The 23,099-nt window shown below is 68.4% G+C and carries 18 protein-coding genes; 7 read left to right on the top strand and 11 right to left on the bottom strand.

Annotated features, from left to right (window positions below):
• The first annotated feature begins 269 nt into the window (after positions 1–269).
• On the top strand, positions 270–3,734 hold the full coding sequence (locus G6O54_RS05155; protein ID WP_165221060.1) for a serine/threonine-protein kinase: 3,465 nt from the start codon (positions 270–272) through the stop codon (positions 3,732–3,734).
• A gap of 30 nt (positions 3,735–3,764) precedes the next feature.
• Here the strand turns inward: G6O54_RS05155 and G6O54_RS05150 are convergent, their stop codons facing one another.
• The 11 genes from G6O54_RS05150 to G6O54_RS05100 form a co-directional block, all read right to left on the bottom strand.
• Positions 3,765–5,396 carry a reverse transcriptase family protein gene (locus tag G6O54_RS05150; protein ID WP_165221057.1) on the bottom strand — a complete coding sequence of 544 codons (1,632 nt, stop codon included), beginning with the start codon at positions 5,394–5,396 and terminating at the stop codon, positions 3,765–3,767.
• A 7-nt stretch (positions 5,397–5,403) separates the two neighbouring features.
• On the bottom strand, positions 5,404–7,104 hold the full coding sequence (locus G6O54_RS05145) for a hypothetical protein (protein WP_165221054.1): 1,701 nt from the start codon (positions 7,102–7,104) through the stop codon (positions 5,404–5,406).
• Between the two features lie 288 nt (positions 7,105–7,392).
• Positions 7,393–9,204 (bottom strand): hypothetical protein, encoded by a 1,812-nt coding sequence (locus G6O54_RS05140; protein ID WP_165221051.1) that lies wholly within the window; start codon positions 9,202–9,204, stop codon positions 7,393–7,395.
• Between the two features lie 45 nt (positions 9,205–9,249).
• The gene (locus tag G6O54_RS05135; RefSeq protein ID WP_165221048.1) at positions 9,250–10,140 is read right to left on the bottom strand and encodes a hypothetical protein; all 891 of its coding nucleotides are present in this window, start codon (positions 10,138–10,140) and stop codon (positions 9,250–9,252) included.
• Entirely contained in the window at positions 10,118–11,491 is a 1,374-nt protein-coding gene (locus G6O54_RS05130) for a multiheme c-type cytochrome (RefSeq protein ID WP_165221045.1), read from the bottom strand. Before G6O54_RS05130 ends, G6O54_RS05135 begins: the two co-directional genes overlap by 23 nt.
• Positions 11,492–11,759: 268 nt before the next feature.
• Complete coding sequence (locus G6O54_RS05125) at positions 11,760–12,605, bottom strand: hypothetical protein (protein WP_165221042.1); 846 nt, start codon at positions 12,603–12,605, stop codon at positions 11,760–11,762.
• 122 nt (positions 12,606–12,727) lie between these two features.
• Positions 12,728–14,095, bottom strand: a complete 1,368-nt coding sequence (locus tag G6O54_RS05120) for a hypothetical protein (protein WP_165221039.1) — start codon at positions 14,093–14,095, stop codon at positions 12,728–12,730.
• Positions 14,096–14,204: 109 nt separating this feature from the next.
• The gene (gene mqnE, locus G6O54_RS05115) at positions 14,205–15,356 is read right to left on the bottom strand and encodes an aminofutalosine synthase MqnE (RefSeq protein ID WP_165221036.1); all 1,152 of its coding nucleotides are present in this window, start codon (positions 15,354–15,356) and stop codon (positions 14,205–14,207) included.
• An 88-nt stretch (positions 15,357–15,444) separates the two neighbouring features.
• On the bottom strand, positions 15,445–16,332 hold the full coding sequence (locus G6O54_RS05110) for a UbiA-like polyprenyltransferase (RefSeq protein WP_165221033.1): 888 nt from the start codon (positions 16,330–16,332) through the stop codon (positions 15,445–15,447).
• On the bottom strand, positions 16,329–17,285 hold the full coding sequence (locus tag G6O54_RS05105) for an SDR family NAD(P)-dependent oxidoreductase (protein WP_165221030.1): 957 nt from the start codon (positions 17,283–17,285) through the stop codon (positions 16,329–16,331). The genes G6O54_RS05110 and G6O54_RS05105 overlap by 4 nt, the downstream gene beginning before the upstream one ends.
• Positions 17,282–18,079: a ubiquinone/menaquinone biosynthesis methyltransferase gene (locus G6O54_RS05100; protein ID WP_250846726.1), complete on the bottom strand. Its 798-nt coding sequence runs from the start codon at positions 18,077–18,079 to the stop codon at positions 17,282–17,284. The genes G6O54_RS05105 and G6O54_RS05100 overlap by 4 nt, the downstream gene beginning before the upstream one ends.
• A gap of 468 nt (positions 18,080–18,547) precedes the next feature.
• On the opposite strand from G6O54_RS05100, the gene rbp reads away from it, so the two are divergent.
• The 6 genes from rbp to G6O54_RS05070 all read left to right on the top strand — a co-directional run bounded on the left by rbp (position 18,548) and on the right by G6O54_RS05070 (position 23,092).
• A complete protein-coding gene (gene rbp, locus G6O54_RS05095) occupies positions 18,548–18,970 on the top strand; it encodes an RNA-binding regulator (RefSeq protein WP_205678678.1) in 423 nt (140 codons plus the stop codon).
• A 162-nt stretch (positions 18,971–19,132) separates the two neighbouring features.
• Positions 19,133–19,333: a hypothetical protein gene (locus G6O54_RS05090; RefSeq protein ID WP_165221024.1), complete on the top strand. Its 201-nt coding sequence runs from the start codon at positions 19,133–19,135 to the stop codon at positions 19,331–19,333.
• A gap of 172 nt (positions 19,334–19,505) precedes the next feature.
• Positions 19,506–21,125 (top strand): glycosyltransferase family 39 protein, encoded by a 1,620-nt coding sequence (locus tag G6O54_RS05085; RefSeq protein ID WP_165221021.1) that lies wholly within the window; start codon positions 19,506–19,508, stop codon positions 21,123–21,125.
• A gap of 103 nt (positions 21,126–21,228) precedes the next feature.
• Positions 21,229–21,771, top strand: coding sequence for an ATP-dependent protease subunit HslV (gene hslV / locus G6O54_RS05080; RefSeq protein WP_165221018.1), 543 nt, complete (start codon positions 21,229–21,231; stop codon positions 21,769–21,771).
• A gap of 96 nt (positions 21,772–21,867) precedes the next feature.
• Entirely contained in the window at positions 21,868–22,254 is a 387-nt protein-coding gene (locus G6O54_RS05075) for a hypothetical protein (protein ID WP_165221015.1), read from the top strand.
• Entirely contained in the window at positions 22,235–23,092 is an 858-nt protein-coding gene (locus tag G6O54_RS05070; protein WP_165221012.1) for a hypothetical protein, read from the top strand. Before G6O54_RS05075 ends, G6O54_RS05070 begins: the two co-directional genes overlap by 20 nt.
• Positions 23,093–23,099: the final 7 nt, after the last annotated feature.

Raw genomic sequence — 23,099 nt, 5'->3', positions numbered from 1 at the left:
CAAGTCGTGGCCGAGAATGGGTCACGTGGTTCGACCGAAAATGCACGAAATCCCCGAGCAGTCGGCCGTCGGACGGGCTGATCCCGCTGGGTCGATCTCCTCACCGATTCGAGTATCGTTCCTGTGACGAATCGTGCGTCGCGGCGGGAATGGAATTGTCCGACCTGAGCACCGTCGGATGGAGCACCGAGATCAAACGTGTGGGCGAATGATTGAATTGATTGCGTCCGAGGTGGCGGAAATCGAGATTGGCGACCCGGGGCGACGCCATGGGTGACGATGAGGCGATCCAGAGCGACCTGGAGCTGGAGCGTGCGGAGGTCGCGCTCGAAATCTGCGACCGACTGCGTCGGGGCGAGGCCGTCCGACCGGAGGACTATCCGGAGCTCGTCGAGGATGTCCGGAAGCTGCTCCCGACTCTGAAGATGATGGCGGGGATGCCGGCCCCGATCGACCTCCCCCCGGAGATCGGCCGGCTCGGCGACTTCCGGCTGATCCGCGAGGTGAGCCGCGGCGGCATGGGCGTCGTCTACGAGGCGGTCCAGGAGTCGCTTGGCCGTCGCGTGGCCCTGAAGGTCCTCCCGCAGTCGGCGGCGAGGGATGACCGGCAGATCCGGCGATTTCGGGTCGAGTCTCAGGCCGCCGCCAGCCTGAATCACCCCAACATCGTGCCGGTCTTCGCCACGGGCGCAACCGACGGCAGTCATTATTACGCGATGCAGTTCATCGACGGCCGCGACCTCGCCAGGGTGATTCGGTCGCTGAGGCGAGGCCCGGATAACACCGAGGAGTCACCCGAGACGACTCCCGGCCCGATCCTGGGACCGTACCTCGATCGAGGGCGTGGATTCGCCCGTCAGGTGGCCCGCCTGGCGCGGCAGGCCGCGGACGCCCTCGACCATGCCCACGCCGCCGATGTCCTCCATCGGGACATCAAGCCCTCGAATCTGATCGTGGACGGGACCGGGAACCTCTGGGTCGCCGACTTCGGGCTGGCGCGGTTCCGGGGCGGGCTGGACCTGACCACGACCGGCGAGGCGCCCGGCACGCCGCGATACATGAGCCCCGAGCAGGCGCTCGGCCGGCGCCTCCCGCTGGACGGCCGTTGCGACATCTATTCCCTGGGCGCGACCTTCTATGAGCTGCTCACGCTCCGGCCGGCCTTCCAGGGGGATGACCGCATCGAGTTGCTGCGGCGGATCGCGACGGAAGAACCGGTGCCTCCCTCGCGCCTCAATTCCTCGATCCCCGTGGACCTGGAGACGATCATCCTCAAGGCGATGGCGAGGGCGCCGGAGGATCGGTATGCCACGGCTTCGGAACTCGCCGCGGACCTTGGCCGATTCCTCGACGGTCGCCCCATCCTGGCCCGCCGGCCGGGGCTCGCCGGGCGGATCGGCAAGTGGGTGCGACGCCATCGGTCGCTGATGACGCGGCTGGCGGCCGGGATCGTCATCCTGGCGTGCGTGCTCGGCATCCTCGGCGTCCGGTACACGACCTGGCTGCGGCGGCACAACACGGCGCTCCGGGCGGCGGTGGAGCGGGCGGACCTCTCCGCCGAGGCGGCGGAACGGCACCGGGGCCTCGCCGATCGCCATTACATCGCGGCCCAGTTGCGGCTGGCGCAGCAGGCCGTGGAGGCCCGCGACTTCGAGACCGCCCAGGATCTCCTCGACGAGATCGGCCCGGGCAGCCAGGACAGGGCCTCGAGCGATTTCGCCTGGAAACTCCTTCACCGCCTGGCGACCCGCGAGTTGTTCCATCTGCCGGATGACCAGGGCGAGAATTTCCTCTACGCGTCGTCCGCCGATCGTCGAATCGCGGTCTCTCATCGGGGGCCGGGCACGATCACCATCTGGGACCTCCCGGCCCGAGGCCAGCGGCTCCGGATCGAGGAGCCCGGCCGCAGGAACTTCGGCCCGGTGGTTTCCCCCGACGGCCGACTCGTCGTCGCGATCCGTTACCGGGACGAGGCCGGATCGCGTCATGAGTTGGCGACATGGGACGCGGTCACGGGGGTGCTGGTCGCCGCTCGCGAGTTTGAACGGTCGCGGGACGGCGATGGAGAAGAGAGCGAATGGGTCGGCATTCTGGACGGCGGCCGCCTGGTCGCACTCCGCTGGCTCGACGCACGCGACGGCACCTCGCTTCGCGTCTGGCGACTGGACCGCGACCTCGCGAGCTCCCCACCTCTCGTCAGCCTGGACGGAATTCGGCACGTCGAGCTCGCCCCGAATGGGTCCTGCATGCTGGTCCAGGCTCCGGAGTCTTTGACGGTCCGGGAAGCCCGGAGCGGCAAGGTCCTCCGCGAGTTTCGCGAGTATGGACCGGGATTCCGCAGCATCCTCTCGGGTGATGGAACGACGCTGGCGACGCTCGTCCCGGGCAGGGGGGCGCTGATCCGTGGTGCGATCGAGGACCGGCCATCGATGTGGTTGGACCACGAGGGCCCCCTCGCAGCGCCGACCTTGGACCCGGCGGGGCGGAGGTTCGCCGCCCAGACGACGGAGGGCGTCCTCCTCGTCTGGGACCTCCGAACCGGCTCGAGGAAGAGCCTGGATTCGCGAACGAATGCGGGTCAGCGGATCGAGCTCCACAGCGACTTCTCGGAAGACGGACGATGGCTCGCAACCTACCCTTTCGGGCGGAACGATCAGCGGATCCCGACGTGCATCTGGGATGTCTCCAGCGGCATCCGCAAGGCGGAGCTTCCGTGCTGGGAGGAGGACTCGCCGACCGCCTGCTTCTTCCTGCCGGACGGCCGGTCCGCGCTGATCGGCGTCGGGCGGGCGCCTCGGATCTGGTCTTTCGATCCCGCGCCGGAGCCGCCCCAGCCTGCCGGCCACGTCGACGAGGCCTGGGCCGTCGCCTACTCGCCGGACGGCCGGATCCTGGCCAGCGGGAGCAACGACACCCAGGAGCGGGCCACGATCAGGCTCTGGGATCCGGCCTCGGGACGCGAGCTCCGGGGCTGGAACGGAGGGGAGGGGACGGTGGCGTCGGTCGCCTTCTCGCCGGACGGCCGCACGCTGGCGACCGGGCACCTGGTCTCCGACGGCAACCTTCGCCTCTGGGACGTGGCGACCGGGCGGCTGATCCGGACGATCGACGGCCATCCGGATCGGCTCCGCTCCGTGGCCTTCTCCCCGGACGGGAGGAGGCTCGCCGCGGCGGGCGGACGCTCGACGGAGAGCGGGCGCGACTGGGCCATCCGGCTCTTCGACCCGGAGACCGGGGCCTGCGTCCGCGAGCTGCCCGGCCATACCGACTCGGTCCGTTCGATCGCGTACACTCCCGACGGCAAGAGGCTGGCCTCGGCCGGAAACGACAGACTCGCGATCCTCTGGGACCTGGAGACGGGACGCCGGCTGGCGACCGCGACGGGACCGGCCTCGTTCGCCGCGCTCGCACTGTCGCCCGATGGACGGAGCGCGGCGGTCGCCGACGAGGCCGGGGCGGTGACCGTCCGCGACGCGGCCACGATGGCGGTACGACTCACGTTCCGTCCGACGCGCGACCTCCTCCAGAACCTCGCTTACGCGCCGGACGGGGGATCGATCGCGAGCTGCGGTCGATCGGGGAATATCCGCGTCTGGGGTGCTCTCACCGGCCAGGAGATGCTGGTCCTCCGGGGGCACCGGGCCAAGGTCAACTCCGTCGCCTTCGCCCCCGATGGATCCTCGCTCGCCTCGTGCTCCCACGATGGCGAGGTCCGCCTCTGGCGCGCCCGCTGACGCTCGACCCCTCCGGTCGACGTCAACCCCTCAGGAGGCATCGAGCTGACGCAGCTCCGCCAGCAGGCGGTCGCCCACCTCGGGGCGGACCATCCGGACGAAGGCGATCTTGCCCAGCAGCCAGGCCCGGAAGTCGGGGCGGTTCTCTCGATTCTGGGCGTCCAGGCCCTCGGCGCGGGCGTGATGGAGGATGGCCCGCAGCCGGCGGACCTCGTCGCGGGGGACGCCGGGCCGCTCATTCACGACCAGACCGGTGACCTCCTGGCGGTTGTTGCGGCGGAGGATCCGGGTCTTCTTCTCGTTGACCGCGAAGCCCTCACCCTCCGCGATGTGGCGGGCCCTCGCCAGGAGGTAGCCGACCTTCGCCTCGACCTCGGCGTCGCCGGAGAAGGTCAGGTCGTCGGCGTATCGCGTGAAGGTGAATCCGAGCTTCGCCGAGATCCCGGCCAGGCGACGGTCGAGTCGGATCGCGACCTGATTCGAGAGGGCAGGGCTCGTGCAGGCCCCCTGCGGCAGGCCCCTCGGGCCGGTCGCGACGTGGAGCATTTCACCGTCGAGCGTCACCGCCTTCCGCGGGCATTCCGTGCAGAGGAGGGCGAGGATCGTCGCCACGGACCCGGAATAGCCGAGGTGCTCGAAGACCTTTCGCACCCGAGGGAAGCCGATGCTCGGGAAGAACCCTTCCAGGTCCAGGTTCACGACGAGGGCCTTGCCGGCATGGGGCGTCGCGTTGGTCAGGATACTCCGGCCCGGGACGAAGCCGTGGGCCTCAGGGCCGACCGGGAGTTTTCGGAGGATCTCGAGCTGGATCCACTCCTGCGCCAGGCGCAGCGACCTGTGAGGCGCACTGAGGATCCGCTCGCCGCCCGACTTCTTGGGGACGCGAAACTGGACGTAGTGGACCCTCGAGGCGACCTCGGCATGGAAGGCCAGCCAGCGGAGACGGGAGACCGAAAGGCCCATCGCGCGGGCGACCTCGGCGGGCGTCGCCAGGATCGGCAGCCCTGAGCGCTCGAGGTCCTCGACGCGGCTGGTCCGCTCGCCCAGCCGGCCCGAGACGCGGCGGCCGAGGAACGTGATGTCTTCCCGCTTGCGGAGGGCGATCCCCTCGGCGCGGAGCCGCTTCCGCTCCTCGGCCTCGGCCTTCTTCCGGGCCTTGATCCGCGCCCGCTCGGCGCGATCGGCCTCCACGGCGGCCGCGCCGGCGAGGCCGGCCTGGTGAGAGATCCCCTCGACCGTCGGCCGGAAGCGCTCCATCTCGTGGCCGACGGTGTGGATCTCGACAAGCTGCTCCGGCGAGAGGAAGCCCTGGGTCGCCATCGCGCGATCGATGAGCGCCGTCCGGGGATCGTCCGCGGGGGGGATGCGGTCGCGGCGGCCGAACCAGACGTTGGAGAAGAGGGACCGCCCGGCGGCGGCCTCCAGGATCTCTTCCCGGCTGATGGGCCGGTAATCCTCCGGAATGGAGCCGTACGGCCGGTCCTTCTTCTCCACGGGCTTGGCTGGGCCCGCCGCCCCGAGCATCTCGGGCTCGGGTCCCGAGGGCCGTTCCGGGGAAGCCGGGGACGGGGGCGGGGGCGGGGCAGGAACCTTCGGCCAGGGGGGCGCCGGGGGGATCGTGTGGCCGAGGATCCAGCCGAGCAGTCGGCGCAGGATGTTCATGCGATCCTCAGCGATCTCCGAGGGCGGCGAGCCAGGCGTCGTTCGAGGCCCGCGTCGGCGCGGACGGCTCGGCGGCGGTGCGGAGGGCCTGGAGGTGGCGGCACGGGCCGCGCCTCAGCCCTCCGGTGAAGAAGTAAGAGCATGAGCACTTTCCCCGAAGGATCTTGCCGTCGCCGTCGAGCAGGAGGGAGCACTCCGTGCCGACGGCCTTCCCTTCCAGGACGCGGAGGCCGTCGCCGCGGGTCTCGGCCCGCGTGAGCTTCATCAGCCCCTGGGCCGCGATCTGACGGGCGGCCTCGGTCTCCGGGTGCTCGGGCCCGAGGACTTCCGCGGAGAGGGTCACGGGCATGACCTGCCGCCAGCGGAAGACGTTCGCCGCCAGGTCGTGGATGACCTGCCCGAGCATGGCGAGCCGGTTCAGCCCCGCCAGGATCTCGCCGGCCGGCGCACCGGTAACCTGCCGGAGCCGGTCCAGAGTGAGGGCCGGCTCGGCCCGAAAGGCGGACGCGATCGACGTCATCGTCTCCTCGCGAGGGCTCACGGGCGGGGCGATCTGGTCGATCGCCGAGCCTCGCGACCAGTCGTTCGCCGTCCAGCCGGAGAGTCCGAGCAGGAACCGGAGCGGCCCGACCTTGACGCTCCAGAGGCTGGGGAGCCCGGTGCCCAGCAGGTGGACCTCGGCGGAATCCGCGACGGGCAGGAGCCGGGCGAGGGCCCGCAGCCGGTCGCGGCCCCAGACGCGGATCGTCTCGGCCTTCGGGCCGGCGTAAGGGGCCTCGGCCAGCGGCACCCGGATCATCCAGGGCTCGATCACCACGACCGGCGGCCGTCCCGGTTCCAGCTCGAACCGGAGCGCCCGCGGGCTCTTCGCCGCGCGATGACGCCTCAAGTGGGCAAGGATGTTGTAGAGCCCGCCGCGGCCAACCGGGACGCGTCGCGCCGGCAGCGTCATCGCCGCCTGCAACTGGAGGAATCCGCGGAGCCAGCTCGGTGGCAGGTCGATCTTCTCCTCGCGGTAGTCCGACGCGCCCTCGTTCCGGACCTCGAATCCCGCCGGATCGACCTGGAACCGGGTCTGGCGGTAGCTCCGCATGGCGTTGAAGTGCTCGTAGAGCGACGACGAGTAATCCACGTTCGTCGTCCCCGGGGCAACGTCCCGCTCGTCGGCGAAGGCGTCGCGGTCGATCGTCAGGCAGCCGTAGCTGCTCTCGTCGGCGGAGAATCCCTCGAAGAAGAGGCAGTCATTCGCCACCGTCACCACGGGGTCGCACGGGACGAGCAGCCGCCAGAGCGTCGGGTCGTGGGCGGTCAGGTAATCCGAGAACCTCAGCCGGGCCTTCCAGTACTTGCGCCGCAGTTTCTCGAAACGCTTTTCCAGCCCCGGGGGCATGGCCTCGAGGAGCTCGGGCAGGCTGTTCTCGATCTGGGCCCTGGCCTTGGTCGTCGCGGCCTGCCTCAGCAAGTGCTCATGGAGCATCCTCTCGGCGGCGAACTCGCGGTAGGCGGTCTTATCGCGCGGCTTGAATCGCAGGTCGCTGACGACGACGTCGTGCAGGGCCCCGGCGCACTCGCGGAAGAGGACCGGCGTGCGGAGGATCGCGGAGTAGCTCACACGGTCGCGGCGGAGGTTGGGGGCGAGGGCCACGGCCAGGCCGGCCGGGGTGGTCGAGACGCGACTATGGCCTCGGTAGGCGAGGGTCAACTGCATGGAGAGACATCCCTCGATGGCATTCGATCGATCCCGGGGGAGGACGGGCCGGACCCGACTTCGAGGCGCCGACCAGCGTCGTTCACCGAGGCCGGCGGACCTACCCACGGGCAGGGACACGTCGACTCAGCACGGCCCGCGGGTAGGTCCGCCGGCCGAAAAGAACAACGGCGCTGGGGAAGCATTCTCCGGGGCAAGGTCGACCGCGGCGGATCGCCGCGGCAAGGTGGTCTCGAGCTCCGGCCCGGCCACCCTCGGGATCGATCAGGCGGCGATTATCGCACAGGCTCACTCCCACTTCAACTCGGGGAAGGCCGCACGGACCGCCCGGCCGGCAGGCTCCGAGGACTCTCCCAGGCGAACGAGCGCCGCCAGCGTCGCATGTCGCTCGGGCCGTCGGAGCGACCGGAGCCCGATCCCCAGCAGGGGCATCAGCTTCGGGGCATCCTCGGGGAACTGCCTGATCTGATGCGCGACCTGCTCGACGACCACGGGCTTCGCCTTGCCGCCGCGGATCACGTTGAGCAGGACCGAGGCCCAGAGTCCGTGAAGTGGGGCGGAGTCGAGCTTCTCTCGAGGGGAATCGACCTGGCGGCTCAGCTCCTCCGCGAGCGCGATCCGCACGTCGTCGTGGGGCGATTCCGCGAGCCGTCTCCAGAGCTCGACGTCGCCCCGCGGCTCCGGCGCGGAGCGGAACCAGTCCAGCCCCAGGAGCCTGGCGTCGGCGTGGCGGCTGTCGAGCAACAGGAGGATCCGATCGATGTCGTGGTCCATCCCGCGGAGCGTGGCATCCAGCCAGGCGAGGAGCTCCGGCCGGATCGGCTCGCAGGCGGCGTCGACCAGGGGGGCCAGCTCCGCGGCATCGGCGGGCGTGATCGACCTGGCCCTGAGGGCCTCGAGCCCGAACAGGGCCACGGGCCGCGAATGGCTCGCCGCCAGCTCGGCCGCCGCCGCCATGGACAGCCGCGACGGCTCGAGGTGGCTCCGCATCAGGCCCGCGAGGATCGGGAGCGCGGCCGGCCCGGCCGATCGCACCAGCCCCAGCCAGTCGGAGGGCTCGAGGCCGCGGGCGGCTCCGGATCGTTCGAGGAGGCCCGCGGCCCAGGCGACCACCTCGGGATCATGGCTGTCGAGGAGGTCGAGGATCACGCGGAGGTCCCGGTCCGGGCCGCCCCCCGGTTCGCGATCGAACATCGCCATTGCCCACCGGCGGACGGCGCGACTCCTCGCCTGCTTCACCAGGCCCAGGAGCGCGGCCGCCTGGCCCTGCCAGGCCTCAGCGAAGGCGGGCGCCGGCTGAAGCTCCGCGAGCGAGCGGCCCTCGCGCGGGACCCAACCCCTGGGCCGGGAATCCAGGACCTCGCTGTCGTGGAAGAGGATGTGGACGAGGCTCCAGTTGTCCAGCAGGGCCACGCTATCGGCGACGTCCGAATCCTCATACAGCTTCAGAATCGGGACGACGGCGGATCGATAGCGAGCCGCGTCCGTCTTGCCGACCCCTCGGAAGTACCTCCAAACCCGGCGGCGCAGGTATCGTCGAGTCGCCAGCGAGAAGAGACGCCGATGTTCGAACGCCCGGCGGCCCGCGTCCGACAACCCGGGGCCGCCTCGCGGCATCGCAGTGTTGGCCGGGATCTTGAGGATCGGCTCGGGCTTCCAGCCGTGGACGAGGAATTCCCCCGAGGCGGGAAGGCTGACGATGACCACGGATTCGATCCCGCTGCCACGCCAGGCTGCGTCCGCGTCCTCGGCCTCACGACGCGACCCGAAGACTTGCTGCACATAACGATGGCGGCGAACCCAGACCCTCCGGATCGAACGATCCAGGGCCACCAGAAGCCGCGACATGACCGCGTCGTCGCCGGCCGCCTCCGCCAGCTTGAACAGCCGCTTCACCAGGGGTTCGTGCCGGTAGGCATTGAGCGGACGTTCCAGGTATGCCAGCAGCAGTTCACGAGGACGAGGCGACGGGCTGGAGTACCATCGCTCGGCGAACCCGGCCAGGACCTTGGCGTCGTCGAAACGACGGAGCCGATCGACGAACTCGTCGTCGCCGCGCTCGAGCAATTCCTGGATCAACAACCACTCGCCGCCGGCCATCTGGGAGCCTCCGGCCCGAACGACCCATCGCCGCTTCGGGCCGAATCAGGATACCACCGGCTCGACGCTCGGGCGACCCTCGATCGACCGATACTGCGCCCAGAGCCCCAGCAGCCCGAGGCCCGCGAGGTCCGCGAAGAGCAGGGGGGCGAAGATGGGTGCGCCGAAGAGGAACTGGTCGCGGATCGTCGCGCCGGGGGCATTCAGGTTCCCCTTGAGGTGGAGCAGGAAGCCCATGACCCCGACCACGACCTGGATGACCATGATCGCCGAGTTCATGACCAGGAGCGGACGGCTACCCGGCGCGATCACGCCGCCGATCAGGAACCCGGCCGCGATCGAGCCGGCGACCACGCCGATCCACTCGGTCGGATAGAAGAACCCGTTCTGGGCGTGATCGGCCAGGCTGAGCACGAAGTTGCCCAGGAACCCTCCCGCCGCCAGCAGCAGCAGCCAGCGGGCCCACTCCATCGTCCGCGGGGCCACCATCCGGTCGAGCAGGACCACCAGGCCGACCCCCGCATAGGCGAGCGGAGCGATGAACGGAGCCGTGTAGACCAGGTTCCGGAGCGATTGTTCCTGGAAGAAGTCTCCCCGCAGGTGAAAGATCAGGCCGGCCACGCCGACGACGATCGCGCCCAGGCCGACGACCAGCCCGAGCCAGCGTGCGACGTGAGCCTGGGGCGCGATCGGCCCGGCGCCGGGGCTGCCGGGGACGGCCGGCAACGGCCCGGCCAGGATCATCGCCAGCAGGAGGACCACGGTCGCGACGGCCGAGAAGACCACGGGGATCCACTCGGTGCCGTGGGCGAAGTCGTTGGCCGCATGGGCCAGGACAATGTCCACGCCGATGAACGCGACGTTCGAGAGCGCGAAGAGCTCGACCCAGAAGAGCGGATTCGAGAGCAGGCCGTCAGCGAGCAGCAGCCGTCGCATGGACTCCTCCCGCGGGCTGGGGTTGGGGCCTAGCTTCAGGGGCGACGTCACGACTCGCGGCCTTCGCGGCCTCCGGCTTGGCCGCCTCGGGCCTCGCCGCGGCGGGCTTGCCCCCCTTGCGGATCTCGGCGGCCTGCTTCTTCAGCTCGGCCAGCTTGTTGACGATCTCGTAGTATCCGTGCCACTGGACGAAGTCCGCCCCGCCCATGTAGGCCCCGTGCTTGGCGGTCCGGCCCCCGTAATGCCAGAGGTCGAAGTAGAGGTATTCGACGGGCTCATCGAAGGGGGTCTCGGTGAGGAGCCCGTCCTTGCGGAGCCCGTCCACGATGGCCTTCGCCTCGTTGACGATCTTGTTGGTGCTGAGCACGACCTTCTGCGCGTCCTTGTAGAAGGCGAGGATCCGCGGGTTGGTGTGGCACTTGGTGCAGACCTGTCGCATGTTCCGCTCGCCGTCCTCCGACTTCGGCCGCTTGTCCGAGACGGCGGCGAAGAGGTAGTAGGACAGCCGCTCCGAGGGGTTGTGCGTGGTCCGGACCTTGTCCGTGGGCGAGCCCTCCAGGCCGCTCATGTGGCAGGTCGCGCAGGTGGGGACGGGCATGTCCTCGGCGGTGAGCTTGCTGGGCGGGGCGTCCAGGTTCATCTTGGCACGCTGGGCGTTGAAGAGGACGCCGTGCTTGGACTCGTGGTAGATCTCGAGCTGCGCGTGATCCGGCCCCATGTGGCACTGGCCGCACGTCTCCGGCAGCCGGGCGAGCGCCACCGACGAGACGTGGCGGGCGTGACAGGCCGTGCAGTTGCCGATCGTCCCGTCCTCCTTGTTCGGCTTGCCGATCTCGTGGCACTGGCGGCAGCCCTTGTTGACGGCCGCCAGGCCCTCGACCTTGACGAGCTCGTGCGGCGGCCGGTCCACGGCCCCCTTGTGGAGCTTCTCCGCGAAGGCGACCTGTTCCGCGGTGAAATCCTCCTTGCCCGCGACGGCCGCCCACGACGGCGCGGCGTGGCGGCTCTCGAGGAATTGCTTGTACTGGTCGGGATGGCAGCCCATGCAATTGGCGGCCGAGAGCTTCTTCGTGATCGTGAAGCCCTTGTGGTCGAGGGGATCCTGCCCCTTGGACGGCTGGTGGCAATCGAGGCAGTTCACCCCCGCGGCGTTGTGCTTCGACATGTCGAATTCGTGGACGATCGCCGACGTCTCGTGCCGATGGCAATCCGCGCACTTGCCGCTGGCCTTCACGAGCGCCGCGGTGGCGCGATTCACCTCGATTCTCGGCCGCTTCGATTGCAGCACGAAGGCCGACACGATCAGCGCCGTGCTCAGCAGGACGGCGACGAAGACACCCCGGAACGACATAAAGCACTCCTCCCTACCGCGGTAACCCGGAGGCGGATCGGCGGGCGCACGGGCGGGCCTCGCCAGCCCATCATCGGACGGCGGCCATCGATCCCTGGATCTGATGGAGACTTGGGTGGGACTCCATCACGCGGGCGAACCCGGCTCGCCGTTGCAGCGAGGCCTCCCCCTTGGGGGCGACGGATCCAATCTACTCGGCTTCCGAGGTCAAACCAAGGGGCTACTCTCGGTGCGGCCCGCGAGAGGGCTCTTTCATGTCCGGGGCGGGTCACCGCTGCCGAGGGCGGAACCTCATGCCGACGACCAGGTAGGTGTGCCCGTGAAGCCGCCAGAGCCAGGGAGTGGAAACGGGCGGAGTGGCGGCACTCGGCATGATCGAGGGCTCGGCGCGGATCGCATCGAGCAACTGTTGGGGATGGAGGGCGCGGAAGTGATTCCCCGTCCGCCTCAGACCTGGAATCAGCTCGCCGATCGCCTCAGGGGAGCACTCCGCGAGGCCCGGGAGCGTATCCGATGCGACGACCTCGGTGATGAGCGTCGCCTCGCCGTCCGGGGCGGCAAGTCGCCCCATCAACCGCAGGTGACCCGCCCGCAGGGCCCTCTCGGCCCGTTCGAGCTGCCGGTGGGCGGGACCCAGGGCATGGATCGCCGTCTCCATGAGCTGGGTGATCATGCAGGTCGAGGCCACCCGATCGAAGCCCCCGGGCAGGACCCGTGCCAGCCGAGAGGCGGGCCATGAGGCGAGCGCCTCGAAGTCCTCCTCACGGAGATCGGCCAGCGGATGCCAGCTCGAAAGGACGGAGAGCGCCGCCGACGCGTCGACACCGCCATGGAGCCGCAGTCGGGGATCCTCGGTCACGCCCTGACGCGACGCGCCCATCGCGAGCGCCTGCCCGTCCAGATCAACGAGGTGGACCTCGCCATGGGCGGCGAGCAGGACCGGCAGGTCCAGGTCGTTTGCATTCCCGGCTCCCAGCACGCAGAGCCGGGACCGGCCCGCCTCCGCCCCGAGAATCAGCTCCTCCGAAACCCGCCGCCGGTGCTCGGCGAAGACATCCCAGGAATCACGGCTGGTCGTGTTGAAGCCGACCTGACGCCGGGCGAGTCGATCCATGGGTCCCACGCTTCTCCTCTCGTACACCGCCAGGATTCGCCCCGCGGGACGGCCCGAAATCCGGGACGACACCAGGCATGCCGGTCCGCGGGTCATGCGTCTGCGTCATGCTCCCGGACGCATCAAGGATGACCGGCCGCGAGGATCGCTCGTGCGATCGCTCGGGCCATGAGGTCGTACCCCGCCTGGTTGTAATGGCAGCAGCTATCCGCGTAGATCGCCCCAGGATGGTCGGAGAAGATCCCGGTCAGGTCATGGAACGAGACTCCGGCCTCCGCCAGGGTCCGGCCTCGACGGATCAGCAGGGGATAGCCCATCTCGACACCCCGCCGGTAGGGATGGTCCGGGATGATCGCCGTCTCCCTCTCGGCCCGACCCATCGGCTTGGAGTCGGGGAGATACTGGTTCGGCTGGAGGAAATGGAAGTAGCCGATCCCTCGGCCCCGGCAGAGCTGATTCATCAGCGAGGAGCTGTTGGCCCAGATCATCGCGAGGTGCTCGAAGAGCGCCTCGGGAGTCGCGAAATCGACGGGCGGGCCGGTGACGACATACGGACCGCGAGACTCGGAGGATCGGGAATAACCCTCGAGGATTCGATATGCCTCCCACCCAAGTCGGCGATCGCGATATTCCCACGCGAGGTTGAAGAGCAAGGAGTATCGCCAGGGGAACCCGGAATACCATCGTGCCAGGTCGGATCGCTGCTCCTCGATGGTCAGCAGGCGTGCGCGAGCGCGGCCCAGGACCGGATCGTTGACGCCGATCCGAGAATGCCATCCCCTGGGGAAGGCGGGAAACACGTGGTGACTCTTGTTCTCGAGCTCGTACAGGGCGACCTCATTGAACCCGTCGATGTTGATGACGAGGTCGAACTCCGCGCCGAGGCAGAGCAGGTAGTTCAGCGTCATGAGCTGCTGGGGCTGCTTGTAGCCCCCGAGCGCCAGGTTGAGGAAGACGAACCGCTTGCCGGCGTGGCGCGGATCGCTCGAGAGCGACTCTTCCAGGCTCTTGATCCCGTTGACCGCGAAAAACGACGCGACCGAGCCGCCGGTGATCCCGACGATGACGCGATCGTCACCGCGCCGCTGGAGCGGCGACTTGTCATCAATATACCCGTAGTCCGTGATCGGGATCGAATGTCCGTCGACGAGCCGACGCACCCCGCTCTCCCCGCCCGGCTCCTCGACGTATCCGACATAGGGATGGACCTGGGCGAAGGTACCCGGGTCGTTCCCCCTGGGGCTGAGGATTCGCTGCTGACGCCTCTCCTGGGCGTCCCTCCAGGGGTTCGGCCGCCCGTTCAAGATCCAGAACAGGAAGAAGCCACCCCCCTCGCCGATGAGTGCAAGGAGGACAAGGCAGAGCAGGCCAAAGCCGACCCGCTTCCTGAGGCTCAATGACCGGACCCGGCAGTCCCTCACCCCGGAGCCGGGGACGAGCTCCGGGCCGGCGATCCCTGAACTCTGTGCACCTCCGGACGGGTCTGCCACGATCGGCTCCTCCGCCCCCGGTCCGAGGCATGCGCAGCGATCGGCTCTTCGTCGCTGGTCGTGACCCGCGGGCCCCGTTAGCCGGGTCCCGAGTAACGACCACCCCTTGTCACGCTTGCACGATCTGGAGCAGCCGGGACGCGTCGATCTTCTTCCCCGCGTGCCACGACTGGCCGTCGCGAGTGATCTCGCGGTAGAGGGTGTCACGCTCGATGGGGACGCGACCGGCCTCCTGGATGAAGCGGCGGATCTCGGCGGTGGTGATCTCCTGAGGGGTGTCGGCGCCGGCCTCGTGGTAGATCTTCTCGTGGACGACCGTGCCGTCGATGTCGTCGGCGCCGAAGCTGAGGGCGACCTGGGCCGTCTTGAGGCCCAGCATGACCCAGTACGCCTTGATGTGGGGGAAGTTGTCCAGCATCAGCCGGCTGATGGCCATCGTCTTCAGGTCCATCACGCCCGAGGGGCGCGGGATGTCGTCCATCTCCGAGTTTTCGGGATGGAAGGCCAGCGGGATGAACGTCTGGAATCCCCCCGTCTCGTCCTGGAGCTCGCGGAGCCGCACCAGGTGGTCGATCCGGTGGATCGGGCCGTCGATGTGGCCATAGAGCATGGTCGCGTTCGAGTGCAGCCCCAGGCGATGAGCCGTCCGGTGGACGTCCAGCCAGCGCTCGGTGGACGCCTTCGCGCCGCAGATCTTCTCGCGGACCTCCGGGTGGAAGATCTCCGCGCCACCGCCGGGGAGGCTCCCCAGCCCGGCGTCGATCAGCTCCCTGAGGATCTCCTCGACGGTCTTCCGCGCGATCTTCGAGAAGAACTCGATCTCGACCGCCGTGTACGCCTTGACGTGGATCTCCGGCGCCGTCTCCTTGATCCAGCGGACGACGTCCACGTAGTACGAGAACGGCAGCTTGTGATGCAGGCCGCCGACGATGTGCAGCTCGGTCGCCCCGCGGTCGCTCGCCTGACGGGCCCGCTCGACGATCTGCGCACGGTCCATCACGTACGCCTTGGGCTCGTTCAGGTCCGCCCGGAAGGCGCAGAAGTCGCAGGTGTAGACGCAGACGTTGGTGGGATTGATGTGGGTGTTGACGTTGTAGAAGGCGAGATTGCCGTTCTTCCTCTCGCGGACCAGGTTCGCCAGCTCGCCAAGCTCGAAGAGGTCGTTGGAGGCCTCCAGCGCCAGGCCGTCTTCCGGGCTCAGCCGCTGCCCCGCCTCGACCTTCTCCCGGATCGCACCCAGCCGGCCCGCTTCCGTCGGCATCCGCAGAGCCCTCGCGTCAGCAACAATCATTTCGTCCACTCCGAAGCGGAGCGACTTTCCAGAATTTTAGGCGGAATTGAACGAATCATCAACCCGGCCTGGCATGGAGCAGCAGGTCGAGGACGCCGACGGCGAGCAAGCCCATGCTGATCACAGCGTTGACCTGGAAGAATGCGAGGTTCACGCGCGTGAGATCGTCGGGTCGGACCAGGGCGTGCTCGTAGACCAGGAGGAGCCCGGCGAGCCAAACACCCGTGTAGTAGATCGTCCCCATCGGGTAGGAGAGGCCAAGGCCGATCAGGGCCAGGATCATCAGCGCGTGGCAGGTCGCCGCCAGTCGGAGCGCGCCGGGAACTCCCAGACGGTGAGGGATGCTATTCAGGCCGGCCTCGCGGTCGAAGCTGACGTCCTGGCAGGCGTAGAGGATGTCGAATCCGGAGACCCAGAGCAGGACCGCCAGGGCGAGCCAGGCCGGCGGCCAGGCGACGTCGCCGCGGAGGGCGATCCAGGCGGCAAGCGGTGCCATGCTCAATGAGGCGCCGAGCCAGAAATGGGCCAGGCTCGTGAACCGCTTGGTGTACGAGTAGCCGAGGAGCCAGAGGAGGACGGGGACGGACAGGGCTAGGGGCCATCGATTGGGGAGGAAGAGGAGCGTGGACGCGACAAAGGCCGTGGAACAGGCCAGCGTGAAGAGGCCCACGGCCCGCACGGAGAGCTTGCCGGCGGGGAGGTGACGGCTCGCGGTCCTCGGGTTGAGGGCGTCGTAATGGCGATCGACGAGGCGGTTGAAGGCCATCGCGGCGGATCGCGCGGTCGCCATGCAGAGGAGGATGCCCAGCCAGTCCTGCGGCCGCCCTCGCCAACCGTCGGGGGCCTTCGCGGCGAGTGCGGCGCCGAGCAGCGCGAAGGGGAGGGCGAAGATCGTATGGCTGAACCGGACGAGCTCGAGATAGTGGCGGATGGAGGCGGTGCTCATGCGTGGTGATCGGATCCCCCGAGGAAGGGCGGCGCCGCCGCGCAGGTTGCGGCCGGCGTCGAGTCGGTTCCATTGTAGTCGAGCGGCCTGATCGAATGATCCACGTGGAAGCCCCTCGACACGACGAGGTCGCCCAGGGCCGGCAAGGCGCGGAAGGCGGCGCCCATGAGCCGGAATGGCCAGACCATCCGGCGAAGGACCGAGAGGCGGCGGCGGGGATGATCCACCAGACCCACAACTCGACGGGCGACGTCGGCCTCGTCGGCCATCATCCATTCGCCGGGCGTGGAGACGACCGGATGGGGCGTCTCGCCCGGCCGGGCGAGCCGGCCGAAGGCCGCCGAGAACTCGGTTCGGATCGGGCCCGGCTCGACCAGGCAGACCGTCACGCCCAGCGACGCCAGCTCTCGCCGCAGGGCATCATTCCAGTAGGCGAGCCCCGCCTTGGTCGCGCCGTAGGCCCCGAGGGCGGAGTTCGCGACGCAGGTGATCGACGACCCGATATTGATGATCATCCCGCGCCTCGCGATGAGCGACGGCAGCAGATGCCGGGTCAGCAGCAGGGGGGCTTCCAGGTTGACCGCGATCTGCCGCCGGACCTGCTCCGGGTCGGCGTCGGCGAAGAGGGTCGGCAGGCCCAGTCCGGCGTTGTTGATCAGGATGTCCGCCCCTTCGAAGTCCGACAGCACCCGGTCGGCAACCTCGGCGGCGGCGTCAGGAAGGGCCAGGTCAGAGGCGATGACCCGGACGTCCAGAGCACGGCCGCCGCGATCCGCGGACGAGAGCTCGCCCGCGAGCGCTTCAAGCCGATCCCGGCGGCGTGCGACGAGTGCCATGGCCGCGACCTTGCCCTCGCGGGCAAGCTGCCGGGCGATCGCCGCTCCCAGCCCGGCGGATGCCCCGGTGACGACGGCCACGCGTCCCGGACGGTCGGAGTCGAGTCGATCGGTCAAGGTGTGGTCGTCCCTTCCTTCTCGACAGGGACCGCCGGCTTGGTGCCGACGTAGAGGGTGGCGATCCCGAACGTCAGCGGGTGCATCTCCAGCGCGATGAGTCCGCGACTGGCCAAGAGGTCGAGCAGCTCTTGCCCGTCCGGGAAGGCAAGGACCGAGCTCGGCAGGTAATGGTAGGCGTCGTCCGGATTGGGGGCGACGGCCTGGCCCACACGCGGGAGGACCCTGCGGAAGAAGGTCATGTAGAGCGAGCCGAGGACACGCCCGCGAGGTCGGGAGAACTCCAGGACGGCCACCTTGCCCCCGGGCCTCGCCGCGCGGATCATCTCGTCGATACCGCGGACGGTGTCGCGAACGTTGCGGAGGCCGAAGGCGACGCAGACGACCCCGAACGCATCCGACGGGACCGGCAGGCGCTGGGTGTCCCCCTCGACCAGCGTGATCCGATCGTCGAGCCCCTTGCTCCGGATCTTTTCCCGGCCGATCACGAGCATTTCGCGGCAGAAGTCGGTCCCCAGGATCGGCGAGGAGCCCCGGGCGGCCCGGTCGTAGGCGATCGCAAGGTCCGCGGTGCCGGTGCAGCAGTCCAGGACCGGGACGCCCGGCTGCGGGGGTACCGTGCGCGTCGTGAACGTCCGCCACGAGCGATCGATATTCAAGCTGAGAAGGTGATTGAGGAAGTCGTAGCGCCGGGCAATCGATGCGAACATGCGACGGACGCGGCGGTCGGATCGGTCGACCGACTCGATCGTGGCGGTCGGCGCTTCGTCATGGGCAACCTGCTGCGGTCTCACGTGGGGCAACCTTCGGTATGTCGCGTCATCCGCGCCTTTCGATGCGAGCGTGTCCGGACACGGATCCCGATTCTCGGTTCCGGGGGCCTCCGCGGGCAAGAGGGACGCCTTCGGGGATGCCCCTTGCGAGCCTCCGACGATCCGGTTGCGGACCGCGCCGGAGTCGACCTCAGCGGGGTCGGGCGCTCTGCCGGTGAGCGGGACTTTACAGGTCTTCGCCCTTTATCCAGTTTGCCAGCCGAATACCATCGTTTTTCCACGGATTCTCTTCACCATGGGGGGAGATTTTGGTATAGTAAGGATCGGTTGGTTTGACGACTGAGTGAGCACGTCGGGTCCTCGTTGATGCGTCTCCGGCTTTCCGCTCTCGCCTTTCCCACCAAACGGGCCGGACGTGGCCCCTTTCTGCCCGACCCCCAGAAAGATGAGAAATGGGGTCGGATGATCTCGCCAGACGGAGACGATTCAGTGGGGAAGAAACTGTACGTTGGTAACCTGCCTTACTCGGTTACCTCCTCGGACCTTGAGAGCTGGTTCACCCAGTTCGGCACGGTTCAGAGCGCCCAGGTGATTCAGGACCGCGACACGGGCCGCAGCAAGGGCTTCGGCTTCGTGGAGATGGACACCGAGGCGGAAGCCCAGGCCGCGATCCAGGGCCTGCACGACCAGGAATATGATGGTCGTCGGCTGACCGTGAACGAGGCCAAGCCTCGCGAGCCCCGACCGGGTGGCGGCGGCGGCTACGGCGGTGGCGGTGGCGGCGGCCGGGGCGGCTACGGCGGTGGCGGTGGCGGCGGCCGGGGCGGCTACGGCGGTGGCGGCGGCGGCCGGGGTGGCTACGGCGGCGGTGGCGGCGGCGGCTACGGAGGTGGCGGCGGCGGCCGGTATTGATTCGCCTTCGCATGGCCTATTTCGCGCCTCGCCCCGGGAACGAGGCTTCGGTCTCGGGGCTGTCCTCGCGAACTGGCGATGCATGATACCTGGCGACGCGACAGCTCTCGTGTCGCCAGGACGCCCCTCCTTCCTCGGCCATGGAACGGAGCCGATGATCCTATGAGTACGAACTACCCGTCCGGCCCCTTCGGCGAATCCCCGCGCAAGCGTTGCCCGATCTGCGACAAGCCCGTCTACTCGTCAGCCGGCGTTCATCCCCAGTGCGCCGTCAAGCAGATCGAGAGCGTCGTCCCTCCTCCCGTGCCTGGACCTGACGGTCCCATGCCCGTCGTCGCCCCGTCGGCCGATTCGGACAAGTAGGTCGGCCCGGTCTCAAGCTGATTTGCCGATTTGATCGCCGCGATCGATCTGCTCGCCTTGGGAGCAAACCGCCCCTGATTGCCCTCGTCAAGGAGGGCCTCTTGGGCTAAGAAGAGGGCCTCCCGGGGTCTTTCTCCGCCAATCCGGCGGCTCTCCCGAGCAAGGATGCTCCATGACGCCTCGACGCGCGCTCGCCTACCTGATCGGGATCTCGGCCATCGTCCGACTGGTGGCGGCTAGCCTCCTCGGATTGGGGAACGACGAGGCGTATCACTTCCTCTACTCGGCGCATCCGGCACTCAGCTATTACGATCATCCGCCGATGCTCGCCTGGACCGAGCTGGCGGGGCTCCTGCTGACGCGGGCGACCTACTCGGCGGTCGCGCTCCGGCTTGGCTTCATCGTCCTGTTCGCCGGCTCGACCTGGCTGATGGCCCGAATCGCGGGTCGATGGTTCGGCCAGTGGGCCGGCTTCTATGCCGCACTCGCGCTGAATCTGACCGCCTATTACGGGCTGGCAGCCGCCACCTTCGCGCTCCCGGATGGCCCGCTCCTGTTCTTCTGGCTGCTGACGCTGGATCGACTGACGGTGGCCGTCGAGGACGGACGGAAAACCACGCCATGGTTGGCGGTCGGACTAGCCTGGGGTTGCGCGATGCTCAGCAAGTATCACGCGATCTTCCTGCCGGCCGGCGCGGTCATGTACCTGCTGGTGACACCTTCAAAGAGGAGAATCCTGCTCCAGCCGGGCCCGTACATCGCCGTCCTGACGGGCCTGGCGGTCTTCAGCCCGGTCCTGGCCTGGAACGCGAGCCACGGCTGGGCCTCGTTCCTGTTCCAGGGGGGCAGGGCCGTCGGCGGTTTGACGCCCCGGCCGGACTTCCTCGCCACGGCCCTCCTGGCGCAGGTGGGATATCTCTTCCCCTGGATCTGGTTGCCGCTGATGGCGATCCTCTTCCGCGAGCTGAGAGCCTGGAAGAGGCTCCGCTCCGAGGGCGAGAGGCTGGCCCTCTGCGTCGCGATCCTCCCGTTCGCGGCCTTCACGGCGGTCGCCTGCTTCCGCCCGGTGTTACCCCACTGGGGCCTGATCGGGCTGGTCTCGCTCTTCCCGTCGCTGGGGAAGCTCTGGGCCGAGATCGCGGCGCGGAACCCGGCCCGCATGAGGCGATCGATGACGATGGCCGGGGGCTTCTCCCTGGTCCTCCTCGGCCTGACCCTCGCGGAATACCATACCGGGTTCCTCCAGCGCGTGCCCGGCTCGAGCTGGGGGCTTTTCAAGGCCCAGGCCGACCCGACCGGCGACCTCTACGGCTGGGACGAGGTGGCCACCCGGCTGGAGGAGATGGGAGCACTCTCCGATCCGGACGGGTTCCTCGTGACGAGGCTCTGGTATCAGAGCGCCCAGGTGTCCCACGCGATCCGGATGAAGCGGCCGGTCCTCTGCTACAACATCGACGATCCCCGCGGGTTCGCCTTCTGGAGCACCCCGTCGGACTTCGTCGGCCGCGACGCTGTGCTGCTGGTGATCAACGACGATCCGGTCTCCCTCCCGTTCTACCGGCGATGGTTCGCCGACGCGTCGTCGCTCGGCGAGTTCACCATCGAACGGCGGGGCAAGCCGCTGCGGAAGGTCCAGGCGTATCGCCTGTCGAACCAGCTCGCCTCCTTTCCTTACACGTTTTCACCGGAGCGGACCGCCGCCCGCGAGACCCTCCGCGCCGGCGGCCATCCCCTGGACGCGAGGCCGGAGGCGATCGGCCGTTCTGCCCCCGGCGCGAGCATGATTCGCTGATCCGCCCGGGTTGTCGCTGCCGCCAGCGATTCCCGGGCCGGATCCTGTCTGGTTAAGATGAGGATCGGCATCGGGACGCGGCACCTCGACGGAGGCGGATGACTTGGACTGGCATGCGACGACGATCCTCGCCGTGCGGCGGGGGGGGAAGGTGGCGATGGGGGGCGACGGCCAGGTCACGCTGGGGACCCAGGTGATGAAGGCCGATGCCGTGAAGGTCCGCAAGCTGCTCGACGGCCAGGTGATCGTCGGCTTCGCCGGCTCCGCGGCGGACGGGTTCGCCCTCCTGGAGCGATTCGAGGCGAAGCTCAAGGACTTCCCGAACAACGTCCCCCGCGCCGCGATCGAGCTGGCCAAGCAGTGGCGGACGGATCGCGCCCTCCGCCGGCTCGAGGCGGTGCTCCTGGTGGTGGACGCGCGACACAGCCTGATGTTGAGCGGCTCCGGGGACGTCATCCAGCCGACCGACGGCATCCTCGCCACCGGCTCCGGCGGCGGCTACGCCCTGGCCGCCGCGCGGGCGCTCATGAAGCACACCGCCCTGACCGCCTCGGAGGTCGTCCGCGAGTCCCTGGCCATCGCCGGCGGGATCGACATCTATACGAACGACGCTCTGACGGTGGAGGAGTTGGAGAGCCTGGGGTGAGGGCCTGCGGCACGCCTGACCCAGATACCTTGCCCGGACTCTCGGGAACGGGCAACGAGAAAAGTCGCGGTCGAACTCTCAACTCGGAGGGACATCATGGCCGAGACACGGCGATCCGTAATGATCACGACCGGAAAGCTCGCGGACTGGCTCGACGCGCAGGAAGGGACCTGGTGGTGGATCGACGGGGATCCGGACCTCATGTCCCAACTGAATTTCCCCTGCCCGAATGAAGAGCTCGTGGATGTGCTACGCAAGCGTCATCGACGCCTGCGGATCATCCTCCGCCCGGAAGTCCCGAATATCGAGGGGGAACCCGATCTGGATGCGATTGCGGACACCGACAACCGACGGCATGAGAAGGTCCTCCTCGCGTGCTGGGAAGGCTCCGACAATGAATGGCTAATCAGGGAGGAGAAGGAGATGGCCGAGATCGCGCGCCGGGAATTCGCGGAGGCGCTCAATGGCCAGACCTCCGACTGACCTGCACCGAAAGGTACGCGAGATCCTCGGCCATTCCCACGCACCCCTCGATGTGGCCGGTATTCCTATCGCGCATTTCGAGGAGACTGCCGGCGCGATCCTGGCAATGCTGGAATACACCGACGAACATGTCGTCCGCGGAGGAGTCTACCAAGGGGTCTGGAGCAAACACCTGGCCGTCCTCCGGCGGATGGCCCTGGCATCTCTTGTCGAGGCTTTCGAACGATTCCTCAAGGAAATCGCGGTCCTCTGCGTGGATTGCCTGGCGGGATTGGTGGACGACGATCGGTTCGATGAGTTCAGGGCGAGGGGAGGCCAGATTGCCTTCCATATGCCTTCCAGCTCGATTGGAAGGACTCTCTGCGAGTCGGATACGTGGCTCGATAACAAGGTCACGAATGAGAGGTTCAAGAAACTGCTCAAGTTGCCCTTCGGCGACAATTGGGAAAACCTCTTGCCGGAGGGCAACCAGCAGCCCAGAGGAGAGGCCGATCGAGCCAGGACCCTGGCGATCCTCTGGCAGATCAGGCACACGATCGTGCATAACGTAGGCTTCATGACGGGATCGGATGCCGCAAGGCTCAGGACGATGACCCGATCCAAGATCGACATCCAGCATGTCCTCAGCCCCACGCGCCTCGATCTGATCTATGTCGGTCGTTTTCTGTCCGAGACCGCCCATTCCGTCAATCGGCGCGTCGGCTCACGGCTGGCGGAAATCCTGACGGCGCTGCATCTGGAAAACCCGGCATTGTTCAATGCCACGAAGAAGGCCGGTGATCTCTCGGGTGCCCTGGGATTCCAGGTCACCGTTAACGGTGCGGCCGGAATACCCTGACGAGGCC

The sequence above is a fragment of the Aquisphaera insulae genome, assembly GCF_011064615.1.
Classification (GTDB): Bacteria; Planctomycetota; Planctomycetia; order Isosphaerales; family Isosphaeraceae; genus Aquisphaera; species Aquisphaera insulae.
The sequence above is the reverse complement of the archived record's forward strand: the minus strand, read 5'-3'. Positions and strand labels throughout refer to the sequence as shown.

Bases quoted from the DNA above. Each gene is read 5' to 3' on its own strand.
- G6O54_RS05155 (WP_165221060.1), top strand. From the start codon at position 270: ATGGGTGACGATGAGGCGATCCAGAGCGACCTGGAGCTGGAGCGTGCG.
- G6O54_RS05150 (WP_165221057.1), bottom strand. From the start codon at position 5,396: ATGAACATCCTGCGCCGACTGCTCGGCTGGATCCTCGGCCACACGATC.
- G6O54_RS05145 (WP_165221054.1), bottom strand. From the start codon at position 7,104: ATGCAGTTGACCCTCGCCTACCGAGGCCATAGTCGCGTCTCGACCACC.
- G6O54_RS05140 (WP_165221051.1), bottom strand. From the start codon at position 9,204: ATGGCCGGCGGCGAGTGGTTGTTGATCCAGGAATTGCTCGAGCGCGGC.
- G6O54_RS05135 (WP_165221048.1), bottom strand. From the start codon at position 10,140: ATGCGACGGCTGCTGCTCGCTGACGGCCTGCTCTCGAATCCGCTCTTC.
- G6O54_RS05130 (WP_165221045.1), bottom strand. From the start codon at position 11,491: ATGTCGTTCCGGGGTGTCTTCGTCGCCGTCCTGCTGAGCACGGCGCTG.
- G6O54_RS05125 (WP_165221042.1), bottom strand. From the start codon at position 12,605: ATGGATCGACTCGCCCGGCGTCAGGTCGGCTTCAACACGACCAGCCGT.
- mqnE (WP_165221036.1), bottom strand. From the start codon at position 15,356: ATGCCGACGGAAGCGGGCCGGCTGGGTGCGATCCGGGAGAAGGTCGAG.
- G6O54_RS05110 (WP_165221033.1), bottom strand. From the start codon at position 16,332: ATGAGCACCGCCTCCATCCGCCACTATCTCGAGCTCGTCCGGTTCAGC.
- G6O54_RS05090 (WP_165221024.1), top strand. From the start codon at position 19,133: ATGAGTACGAACTACCCGTCCGGCCCCTTCGGCGAATCCCCGCGCAAG.
- G6O54_RS05085 (WP_165221021.1), top strand. From the start codon at position 19,506: ATGACGCCTCGACGCGCGCTCGCCTACCTGATCGGGATCTCGGCCATC.
- G6O54_RS05075 (WP_165221015.1), top strand. From the start codon at position 21,868: ATGGCCGAGACACGGCGATCCGTAATGATCACGACCGGAAAGCTCGCG.
- G6O54_RS05070 (WP_165221012.1), top strand. From the start codon at position 22,235: ATGGCCAGACCTCCGACTGACCTGCACCGAAAGGTACGCGAGATCCTC.